We start from the raw sequence: 10277 nt of genomic DNA, 5'->3' as shown, positions 1-10277 counted from the left end.
CGGCGCATCCGGCCCCCACCGCCCCACCCGCTTCGCCGGGTTATCCGTCCCCACCTCTGGCCCGCACTCACAGCGGGTGAGCCGCAGTCCCCGCCGCCCGAAGTCGCGCGGCCCAACCCCGGGAGGAATCCCCGACATGGCTGACAGCCGCACTCTCTCCCAGCCTCCGGCCGGGGGCACACCCACCGTCCTGGTCATCGGCGGGGGCGCCTCAGGCAACGCCGTCACCATCCTGCTGCGCCGCGCCGGCATCGCCGTCGACCTGATCGAGGCCAAGCCGGACTGGAACGCCACCACCGGCTCCGGCATCACCCTCCAGGGCAACGCCCTGCGGGTCCTGCGCGAACTGGGCGTGTGGGAACGGGTGAAAGCCTCCGGATACGCCTTCGGCTCGCTGGGCGTGACCACCCCCGACGGCACCGTCCTGTTCGTCGCCGAGGACATCCAGACCGGCGGCGAGGACCTGCCCGCCACCCTCGGCATGCAGCGCCCCCAGCTGCAGCAGATCCTCATCGACGCGGTCCGCGCCTCCGGCGCCGGCGTTCGCCTCGGCATCACCGCCGAAGCGCTGGAGCAGGACGCCGACGGCGTGTCGGTGAGCTTCAGCGACGGCAGCGAGGGCCGCTACGACCTGGTGATCGGCGCCGACGGAGTCAACTCCGCGGCCCGCGCCGCGATCGGCATCTCGGACAAACCCGAGCCGACCGGCATGGCCATCTGGCGCATCGCCGCCCCGCGGCCCGAGAGCGTGACGCGCACCGACCTCGCCTACGGCGGCCCCGCCTACATCGCCGGCTACTGCCCCACCAGCGAGAACACCATCTACGCGTACGTCGTCGAAGGGTGCCGCGACCGCGCCTCCATCGACCCGGCCGGCTACGCCGACGAGATGCGCCGCCTGGCCCAGAGCTACGGCGGGGTCTGGCCGGAGATCACCGAGCACATCACCGACCCGAAGAAGGTCAACTACACCTGGTTCGACCGCCTGCTGGTCGAGGACTCCTGGCACCGGGGCCGGGTCGTGCTCATCGGTGACGCCGCCCACTGCTGCCCGCCCACCATGGCCCAGGGCGCGGCCATGTCCCTGGAGGACGCCCTCGTCCTCGCCGAGCTGCTCAGCGGGGCCGTGGCCGACGGCCGGGACTGGGACGACGAGCTGCTCCAGGCCTACCACGACCGCCGCATTCCCCGGGTGCGCACCGTCGTCGAGGCGTCGCTGCAGATCGGCCAGTGGCAGCTGGACGGTGTGCGCGACGCCGACATCGCCGGGCTGGTCGGCCGCACCATGAACCTCCTCAAGGAGCGCCCGTGACCACCACCGCATCCTCCGCGCCGACCATCGACGTCCACGCCCACCTCCTGCTCCCGGAGGTCGAGGAGGCCGTCGCCGGTCATCCCGGTCTCGCCGAGGCCCGCGCCCTCGACGCGCGCCGCAACGGCCCGGCGGCCCTGGCCGTGAGCGGTCCGATGGTCGGCGCGCGTGTGCCGAAGCTGACGGACGCCGCGGTGCGCCTGACGGCCATGGACGCGCAGGGCGTGGACATTCAGCTGGTCAGCCCCTCGCCCTCCCACTACCACTACTGGGCCGAGCCCCAACTGGCCGAGAAGGTCTGCCGACTGGCCAACGAGGGCACCGCCGCACACTGTGCGAAGGCTCCCGACCGCCTGCACGGCCTGGGCCTGGTCCCGCTCCAGCATCCCGACCTCGCGGTCGGCCTGCTCGACCACGCCCTGGACCAGGGGCTGAGGGGCGTGGAGATCTCCTCGCACGCGCCCGGCCACGAACTGTCGGCCCCGGCGTACGAAGCCTTCTGGTCCCGTGCGGAGGAGACGGGCGCCCTGGTCTTCCTGCACCCGTTCGGCTGCTCCCTCGACGAGCGCCTGGACCAGTGGTACCTGTCCAACACCGTCGGCCAGCCCACCGAGAACGCGGTCGCCCTCTCCCATCTGATCTTCTCCGGCGTCCTGGACCGTCATCCGGGCCTGAAGCTGATCGCGGCGCACGGCGGCGGCTACCTGCCCACCCACATCGGCCGCTCCGACCATGCCTGGCGGGCCCGTCCCGACGCCCGGGGGTGTGAGCGGGAACCGAGCAGCTATCTGACGCAGCTGTACTTCGACTCCCTCGTCCACGACCCGCAGGTGCTGCGGGAGCTGCTGCGGGCGGTCGGCCCGGAACGGGTCCTGCTCGGCTCCGACTTCCCCTTCGACATGGGCACCGACGACCCGCTCGGCGCGCTGCGCGCCGCGGACCTGCCCGACACCGACTTCCACTCCGTCCGCGGCAAAAACGCCGCCGCTCTGCTCGACCTCGTCTGAGGAGCCCCCCCATGAACAACCGCCTGCTCACCCACCTCCGGCACGTCGACCTCGCCGTGCCCGACTACGACAAGCAGCTCGACTTCTACGCCGGAGTCTGGGGCCTGACCAAGGTCGCCGAGGACTCCGGCATTTCCTTCCTGGCCGCCGAGGGCAGCCCGGAACAGTACGTCGTCCGGCTGCGCAAGGCCGAGGAGAAGCGTCTCGATCTCGTCTCCTACGGTGCCGCGAGCCCGGCTGACGTGGACACGCTCGCCGAGCAACTCCTCGCCGGGGGAGTGCAGTTGATCTCCCGGCCGGGCAAGGCGGAAACACCCGGCGGCGGTTATGGCTTCCGCTTCTTCGACGTCGACGGGCGCACCATCGAGGTCTTGGCGGACGTCGAGGTGCGGCAGCACCGCAAGATCGAGGAGAAGGAGTCGATCCCGGTCAAGCTGTCGCACGTCGTCCTCAACTCGCCTGACCTGGACAGGACCAAGGCGTGGTACGAGGAGCACCTCGGCTTCCGGCTGTCCGACACGCTCGGCCATCCGCACATCGGCGACGTCATGCACTTCATGCGGATCAGCAACCAGCACCACTCCATGGCCATCGCCAAGGGCCCGCACACCTCGCTGCACCACATCTCCTTCGAGATGCGCGGAATCGACGAGTACATGCGCGGCTCCGGCCGTGTCATCCGTTCCGGTGCCCGCAAGATCTGGGGGCCGGGCCGGCACATGGCGGGCGACAACACCTTCACCTACTTCCTCGACCCGCACGGCAACACCGTCGAGTACACGACGGAGTTGGAGCTCCTGGACGAGGACACCTGGCACCCGCACGTCTACGACTTCTCCCAGCCCGAGGTCACCGACCAGTGGGGCACCGCCAACCCCATGAACGAACTGGTCACCAAGGAGTCCTTCAACGACGTCGACCGCGGCGTCTTCGTCGCTCCGCCGGTCTGATCGGCGGAGCCCTCAGTCCCCGGGGGTGCGGTTGCCCTGTCAACTGCCCTGACTCTCCCCTGCCGCATCCCCGGCCTTCGTGCCACGCCTCACGCCGACAGCCGACAGGAAACCGCCATGCGTTTCGCCGCGTACGAGTACCGCAACCGACGCCACGTGGCCGTCGTCTCAGAGGACGGCACACTCCACCCCCTGCCCGGCGTCAGCTCACTGACCGGCCTGCTCGCCGAGGGCGGCGGCCTGCCCGAACTGCTCGACGCGGGCTCCGCGACCCTCGACGTCCCGGCCGGCCCCCACGTCCGTGACGTACGACTGCTGGCGCCGCTCCAGCCGCCCACCGTGCGGGACTTCGTCACCTTCGAGGAACACGTCGAGGGCGTACGGCGGTCCGTGGACGGGGCTGCGGGGGTACCGGAGCGGTGGTACGCGGCCCCGACGTTCTACTTCGGCAACCCCTACGCGATGTACGGGCCGCACGACGACATCCCCATGCCGCCGGGGTCGAGCGTGCTCGACTTCGAGCTGGAGGTCGCCGCCGTGATCGGAAAGGAGGGCCGTGACCTCACCCCGGAGCAGGCCCGCGACCACATCGTCGGCTACACCGTCTTCAACGACTGGTCGGCACGGGACCTGCAGTCCGCCGAGATGAAGGTCGGCCTCGGCCCCTGCAAGGGCAAGGACACCGCCACCACGCTGGGTCCCTACCTGGTCACCGCCGACGAGCTGGCCAAGTACCGCGACGCGGACGGCTTCCTGCGCCTGGCGCTCACCGCCGAGATCAACGGCGAGGTCGTGGGCAAGGACCTGCTGTCCAACATGAGCTGGACCTTCGAGGAGATGGCCGCCTACGCCTCACGCGGCACCGTCGTCCGCCCCGGCGACGTCCTCGGTTCCGGGACCTGCGGAAACGGCGGCTGCCTCGCCGAGCTTTGGGGTGTACGGGGTGAGCAGTCCCCGCCTCCCCTGAAGCCCGGCGACACGGTCACCCTCACCGTCGAGGGCATCGGCTCCGTCTCCAACACCGTGGTGGCCGGCCCGGACCCCATGACCGTTCCCGTCGCCCGACGCCGCTCCCGGGAGCGGCCGTGACCGACCTCCACTCCAAGCGGTTGCTCGGCAAGGTCGTCGTGGTCACCGGCGCCGCCCGCGGCCAGGGCGCCGCCGAGGCCGAGGCGCTGACCCGCGAGGGCGCCCGCGTCATCGCCACCGACGTCTCGGAGTCACCCGGCTGCCGCCGTCTCGACGTCACGAACGAGAAGGACTGGGCCGAACTCGCCGCCGACCTGCGTGAGGCGTACGGGCAGGTGCACGGCCTGGTCAACAACGCAGGCGTCACCTGGCGAGCCCGTCTCGACGCCGTACGCCCCGAGGACATGGCCCACGTCCACGCGGTCAACGTCACCGGCCCGCTGCTGGGCATCCAGCACCTCACCCCGCTGATGCCACCCGGCTCCTCGATCGTGAACGTCGGCTCGACCGCGGCGCTCACCGCCCACTACCCGGTCGCCTACACGGCCAGCAAGTGGGCGCTGCGCGGCCTGTCGCGGACCGCCGCCATGGAACTGGGGCCCGCCGGCATCCGCGTGAACACCATTCACCCCGGCTTCATCGAAACGGACATGACCGCCTCCGCGGCGCCCGCCTTCCGGGAGGCGAACGTCCGCGAGACACCGCTCGGCCGGACCGGAACCGTCGACGAGATCAGCCCGCTCGTCGTCTTCCTCCTCTCCGACGAGGCGTCCTTCATCACGGGGGCCGAGATACCGGTCGACGGAGGACTCACCGCGCACGGCGGCACCAAGTCGATCTCCGATGCCCTGCGCGCGGACGCCTGAACCGGCGACCACGCAGGACAGCCACGACAGAAAGGCCCTCTCTCCCATGGACAAGGTCCGCGCGAGCGCCGCCGAGGCGGTCGCCGACATCCCCGACGGCGCGTCGCTGGCCGTCGGCGGCTTCGGCCTCAGCGGCATCCCCGGTGTACTCATCCGGGCACTCCACGCCCAGGGCACCACCGGCCTGGAAGTCGTGTCGAACAACTGCGGCGTGGACGGGCGCGGACTGGGCGTCCTGCTGGCCGACGGCCGGATCGCCCGTGTCACGGGCAGTTACGTGGGCGAGAACAAGGAGTTCGCCCGTCAGTACCTGTCGGGCGAGCTGGAGGTGGAGCTGGTGCCGCAGGGCACGCTGGCCGAACGGCTGCGTGCCGGGGGAGCGGGCATCCCCGCCTTCTACACCCCGGCAGGGGTGGGCACCCAGGTGGCCAGGGGCGGGCTGCCCTGGCGTCACCGGCCCGACGGCACGGTCGCGGTGGCCTCCCCGCCCAAGGAGACCCGCGACTTCGCGGGCCGTGCGTACGTCCTGGAGCACGGCATCACCACCGACTTCGCCATCGTCCGGGCCTGGCGCGGCGACCGCCACGGGAACCTGGTCTTCCGTAAGTCCGCCGCCAACTTCAACCCGCTGGCCGCCATGGCGGGCGGCATCACCGTCGCCGAGGTGGAGGAGCTCGTCGAGCCGGGCGCGCTGAGCCCGGACGAGATCCACCTGCCGGGCATCTTCGTCCAGCGGATCGTGGTCCTCACCCCGGCCGAGGCCGCCGACAAGCAGATCGAGCGGCTCTCCCTTTCCGCGTCGTCGACACGAGGAGCCGTACGAGCATGAGCACCACCCCCGGAACGCGGCCGGGCTGGACCCGGGACCAGATGGCCGCCCGCGCCGCCGCCGAACTCACCGACGGCTCCTACGTCAACCTCGGCATCGGCCTGCCCACCCTCATCCCCGGTCACCTGCCCCCGGACGTCCATGTGGTCCTGCACTCGGAGAACGGCATTCTGGGCACCGGCCCGTACCCGACCGAGGCCGAGGTCGACCCCGACCTGATCAACGCGGGCAAGGAGACCGTCACGGTGCTGCCCGGGGCCTCCTTCTTCGACTCGGCCCTGTCCTTCGGCATGATCCGGGGCGGCCACATCGACACCGCCGTGCTCGGCGCGATGCAGGTCTCCGCCACGGGCGACCTGGCCAACTGGATGATCCCGGGCAAGATGGTCAAGGGGATGGGCGGCGCGATGGACCTCGTCCACGGCGCCCGCCGCGTCATCGTCCTCATGGAGCACACCGCCAAGGACGGCAGCCCGAAGATCCTCACCGAATGCACCCTGCCGCTCACCGGCGAACAGTGCGTCCACCGCATCATCACCGACCTCGGCGTCCTCGACGTCACACCCGAGGGCCTCGCTCTCGTGGAGTGCGCGCCGGATGTCACCGCCGAGGACATCGCCGCCCGCACCGATGCACCTCTGATCCGGAAGTCGTGAACCGTGGACGCGTCGGGTGGGCAGGGACCACGGTTACTGCCCGCCGGATCGTGGTGGGTCAGCACCTCGGTTCCGCCGCCATCCTCGCCATCCTCGCTGTCGCGGTAGCCGCGGCGTTCGCGGTGACGTTCCTGCCCGAGGCGTGTAGGCCGGATCGCCGGCCGTGACGCTCGTTTGACGCTCCGAGCTCCTCACGCGATCTTTGCAGGGCCAGGAAATGACCTCTGACCTCTTGGTTCTCTTACTCACGCTCAGGCCGATATTTTCCCGATGACGCAGCATGCTGAGGACGCAGCCAGCCGGAGCTTTCGGTCCCGGCCAAAAGTCCCAGAAAAGTCCCAGAGGCACCGCCACCCCCTCTCCCGCCTCGCGTTTATACAGGTCAGGATGGGTGTGGCGGCACTTTTTTCCGAAGGGCGTCAGATGTCCCGGAAGGTCTCGATCTGTGCCCCCACCGTGTTGAGGCGCTCGGCGAAGTCCTCGTAACCGCGGTTGATGACATAGACGTTGCGGAGGACGGACGTGCCCTCGGCGGCCATCATCGCGAGGAGGACGACCACGGCGGGGCGCAGGGCCGGCGGGCACATCATCTCGGCGGCGCGCCAGCGGGTCGGGCCCTCGACGAGCACCCGGTGCGGGTCGAGGAGTTGGAGGCGGCCGCCGAGGCGGTTGAGGTCGGTGAGGTAGATCGCCCGGTTGTCGTACACCCAGTCGTGGATGAGGGTCTTGCCCTGGGCGACGGCGGCGATGGCAGCGAAGAACGGGACATTGTCGATGTTCAGGCCGGGGAACGGCATCGGGTGGATCTTGTCGATCGGTGCCTGGAGCTTCGAGGGCCGGACCGTGAGGTCCACCAGACGGGTACGGCCGTTGTCGGCGAAGTACTCCGTCGTGCGGTCGTGGTCGAGGCCCATCTCCTCCAGGACCGCCAGCTCGATCTCCAGGAACTCGATCGGCACCCGGCGCACCGTCAGCTCCGACTCGGTGACGACCGCCGCGGCGAGCAGGCTCATCGCCTCGACCGGGTCCTCGGAGGGCGAGTAGTCGACGTCCACGTCGATGTGCGGAACCCCGTGCACCGTGAGCGTGGTCGTGCCGATGCCCTCGACCCGCACGCCGAGCGCCTCCAGGAAGAAGCACAGGTCCTGGACCATGTAGTTGGACGAGGCGTTGCGGATGACGGTGACACCGTCGTGGCGGGCCGCGGCGAGCAGCGCGTTCTCGGTCACCGTGTCGCCGCGCTCGGTCAGCACGATCGGGCGGTCCGGTGTGACGGACCGGTCCACCTCGGCGTGGTAGAGGCCCTCCGTCGCGGTGATGTCCAGCCCGAACCGGCGCAGCGCGATCATGTGCGGCTCGATGGTCCGCGTACCGAGGTCGCAGCCACCCGCGTACGGCAGCTTGAAGTGGTCCATGCGGTGCAGCAGCGGGCCGAGGAACATGATGATCGACCGGGTGCGGCGGGCCGCCTCGGCGTCGATCGCCGCCAGGTCCAGCTCGGCCGGCGGCACGATCTCCAGGTCGACGCCGTCGTTGATCCAGCGGGTGCGGACGCCGATGGAACCGAGCACCTCCAGCAGGCGGTACACCTCCTCGATCCGGGCCACCCGGCGCAGCACCGTGCGCCCCTTGTTCAACAGGGAGGCGCACAGCAGTGCGACACACGCGTTCTTGCTGGTCTTCACATCGATCGAACCGGAGAGTCGGCGCCCGCCGACCACCCGCAGATGCATCGGACCCGCGTACCCCAGCGAGACGATCTCACTGTCCAGGGCCTCACCGATGCGAGCGATCATCTCAAGGCTGATGTTCTGGTTGCCGCGCTCGATACGGTTCACTGCGCTCTGACTCGTCCCCAGAGCCTCCGCCAACTGCGACTGTGTCCAGCCACGATGCTGTCGGGCGTCACGGATGAGCCTGCCGATGCGTGCGAGGTAGTCGTCGGTCATGCGGTGAGGCTATCTCAGATATGAGATGAACATGATGTCCGGGTGGACCGTTCGGGTGGGTGGGCGACCGGTGGCGCTCGTACTCCCGTGTGAGAGATGCCACTTCTCCCCGGAGGAGTAACGGAAGTGTGCTCCGAACGGCGATGGAGGGTGCGGAGGTCACGCGGGCTGAATCCGTCCGCGACGCCGTGACCGTCCGCGACGCCGTGACCGCCCTCGACGCCGTGACCGTCCGCGACGCCGTGACCGTCCTCGACGACAGGAGTCCACCATGACGAACCTCCCGTCCCACCCCGCCGGAACGCGGCCTTCGCGCGCCGCACTCGCCGAGGTGACGGACTGTCTGGACCGCATGGACCGGCGGATGAAATGCGGCTGTGCCACCGCCGCCGGGCTGTTCGCGGTCGGCGGCACCGGGGCGTCGCCGTCCGCGGTCCACCAGTACGCGGTGGTCCACGACGGCTCCATGGCTTCCGCGGGGGCGGCACTGGCGACGGCGCTCTTCGGGCCGTGACCCGGCTCGCGCGCCGCGTACGCGCTTTCCGGCGCGCCTGAGTGCGCCGCTCGGCGGGATGAACTTCCCTTGACGCGAAGCGAGTTGCGCCCTGGGGGCGGCATTCGGCGCAGGGCATGAGGAGAACCGGCCGAACTGCCCCGATTCCCCAGTGAAACGACCCGCAGGACAAAATCCGCAACACCAGGAGGAAGTGCCACCGGACTGGTACCCGAGCCGGTGGACGGGGTCCCGTGCGAGACCACGCCGCCGGCCGCCCCGGTGCCGGGTCCACGGCGACGCGGCGAGACCGGGACGGACACCGGTCCGGCGGCGGACGACGGCGACGTACCGAGTCCCGTGGCGGCGCGTGACGGCGCGGCGGCGCTGGTCGGCGCCGCCGTCCCCGGCCGCCGTCGTGGTGCCGCCGCTGAACCGCCGGGCCGGCGCGTCCGACCTGCACGGTCGGATCGGACGGGCACCAGGGAACGGCGCAACAGGCTGCCGCCGGGCCCGCCCGGGCGTCGGGTCAGGTCGAGCGATGACCCGGGCCGCCCGCGACGGACGACGGGCCGGACCTGTGAGGGTGCGGCGCAGTTCTCCCGAGCGCCGCCCCCTCCCCGTTCACCCCCGGCGTGACCGGGTCGAGCGTGTGCGGCGCCAGCCGAACGGGCCGGGCAGATCCATGGAGGTCGTACGGCGTCCCGTGCTGCTGCGGGTGTGGCGTGGCCCGTGGTCGCCACCGGTGGTGATGGACCATGAGCGCTTGTTGATGTTCAGGCGCACGCCCGGCAGGATCCGGAAGCTCTTGCGGAAGGTGAGCGGCATGCAAGCCTCCCCTCGAAGGGTCACTGTCGCCTTCCGGATACCCCGACTCGGCGAACTGATGGCCGAACATGCGGAGTTCGCCGGAGCACCCGGAACACACCGCCGCCGCCCGCTCGTCCGGTGCCGCCGCCGAGAGCGGACATCACGGCTCGCCCGGCCCTGGGCGCCGCCCGCCGGCCGTGGCCCCGGGCGCTCGCCGGCCGCAGACGCCACCACCGGCCGAGCTCGGACCCGCCTGTCCCTGGCCTCGGATGCGGCCACTCGCCGACTTCGGGCAGGTGGGGTGCCGCTTCGGGCCCGCGGCGGCACGCTCGGCCTACCGCTCCTCGCCCGCCACCGCGTCCAGCCGCTTCCGCCTCGCCCGCCACCGCGTCCAGCCGCTTCCGCCCCGGCGGACCCGGCCCGCCCCGGCCCGCCC

The 10277-nt window shown here is 70.9% G+C and carries 11 protein-coding genes; 9 read left to right on the top strand and 2 right to left on the bottom strand.

Annotation, left to right across the window (positions count from 1 at the left end; genetic code table 11):
* Nucleotides 1-136: 136 nt before the first annotated feature.
* The 7 genes from AOK15_RS32870 (at nt 137) to AOK15_RS32840 (ending at nt 6589) form a co-directional block, all read left to right on the top strand.
* Entirely contained in the window at nt 137-1312 is a 1176-nt protein-coding gene (locus AOK15_RS32870; protein ID WP_055521969.1) for an FAD-dependent oxidoreductase, read from the top strand.
* Complete coding sequence (locus AOK15_RS32865) at nt 1309-2319, top strand: amidohydrolase family protein (RefSeq protein ID WP_055521968.1); 1011 nt, start codon at nt 1309-1311, stop codon at nt 2317-2319. Before AOK15_RS32870 ends, AOK15_RS32865 begins: the two co-directional genes overlap by 4 nt.
* Nucleotides 2320-2330: 11 nt before the next feature.
* Complete coding sequence (locus AOK15_RS32860) at nt 2331-3269, top strand: VOC family protein (protein WP_055521967.1); 939 nt, start codon at nt 2331-2333, stop codon at nt 3267-3269.
* Nucleotides 3270-3386: 117 nt separating this feature from the next.
* On the top strand, nt 3387-4358 hold the full coding sequence (locus AOK15_RS32855) for a fumarylacetoacetate hydrolase family protein (RefSeq protein ID WP_055521966.1): 972 nt from the start codon (nt 3387-3389) through the stop codon (nt 4356-4358).
* Nucleotides 4355-5104, top strand: coding sequence for an SDR family NAD(P)-dependent oxidoreductase (locus AOK15_RS32850; protein WP_055521965.1), 750 nt, complete (start codon nt 4355-4357; stop codon nt 5102-5104). Before AOK15_RS32855 ends, AOK15_RS32850 begins: the two co-directional genes overlap by 4 nt.
* Nucleotides 5105-5150: 46 nt before the next feature.
* Complete coding sequence (locus AOK15_RS32845) at nt 5151-5933, top strand: CoA transferase subunit A (RefSeq protein ID WP_055521964.1); 783 nt, start codon at nt 5151-5153, stop codon at nt 5931-5933.
* Nucleotides 5930-6589, top strand: coding sequence for a CoA transferase subunit B (locus AOK15_RS32840; RefSeq protein WP_055521963.1), 660 nt, complete (start codon nt 5930-5932; stop codon nt 6587-6589). Before AOK15_RS32845 ends, AOK15_RS32840 begins: the two co-directional genes overlap by 4 nt.
* A 419-nt stretch (nt 6590-7008) precedes the next feature.
* Here the strand turns inward: AOK15_RS32840 and AOK15_RS32835 are convergent, their stop codons facing one another.
* The gene (locus AOK15_RS32835) at nt 7009-8538 is read right to left on the bottom strand and encodes a helix-turn-helix domain-containing protein (protein ID WP_055521962.1); all 1530 of its coding nucleotides are present in this window, start codon (nt 8536-8538) and stop codon (nt 7009-7011) included.
* A 128-nt stretch (nt 8539-8666) separates the two neighbouring features.
* On the opposite strand from AOK15_RS32835, the gene AOK15_RS45295 reads away from it, so the two are divergent.
* Entirely contained in the window at nt 8667-8813 is a 147-nt protein-coding gene (locus AOK15_RS45295) for a hypothetical protein (protein ID WP_157870438.1), read from the top strand.
* Nucleotides 8810-9052 (top strand): hypothetical protein, encoded by a 243-nt coding sequence (locus AOK15_RS32830; protein ID WP_055521961.1) that lies wholly within the window; start codon nt 8810-8812, stop codon nt 9050-9052. Before AOK15_RS45295 ends, AOK15_RS32830 begins: the two co-directional genes overlap by 4 nt.
* 603 nt (nt 9053-9655) lie before the next feature.
* Here AOK15_RS32830 and AOK15_RS32825 read toward each other — a convergent pair.
* Complete coding sequence (locus tag AOK15_RS32825) at nt 9656-9859, bottom strand: DUF4236 domain-containing protein (RefSeq protein WP_185093521.1); 204 nt, start codon at nt 9857-9859, stop codon at nt 9656-9658.
* Nucleotides 9860-10277 lie beyond the last annotated feature (418 nt).

The sequence above is a fragment of the Streptomyces ossamyceticus genome, assembly GCF_001418475.1.
GTDB lineage: Bacteria > Actinomycetota > Actinomycetes > Streptomycetales > Streptomycetaceae > Streptomyces > Streptomyces ossamyceticus.
Note: the sequence above shows the minus strand (reverse complement) of the source record. Positions and strands in the feature narration are given on the sequence as shown.